Below are 258 nucleotides of genomic sequence, written 5' to 3' on the forward strand. Positions count from 1 at the left end.
AAGACAGATGAAGCACCGACAGGATACCAATACTTTATCGAAGCCGCCCCCTTCACCGACCTAGAAAAAGTAAAACTGGCTAAGCTCAAAGTAGGCATGTTTATCCTCGCGACGAATGACACCGACAATGAAGCACTCACCATGGCGGCTCTTCTAGCACATTACAAATCGCAACAAAAAGTCGAGCGCGGCTTCCGTTTTCTAAAAAGCCCTGAGTTTTTAACCTCTTCCATCTTCTTGAAAAAGCCTGAGCGCATT

1 pseudogene is annotated in these 258 nt (G+C 46.1%); it reads left to right on the forward strand.

The features are described from left to right. A pseudogene (locus B4920_RS26890) lies at positions 1 to 258 on the forward strand (IS1634 family transposase); the annotation flags it as partial.

This window comes from Zoogloea sp. LCSB751, from assembly GCF_002028455.1.
Classification (GTDB): domain Bacteria; phylum Pseudomonadota; class Gammaproteobacteria; order Burkholderiales; family Rhodocyclaceae; genus Zoogloea.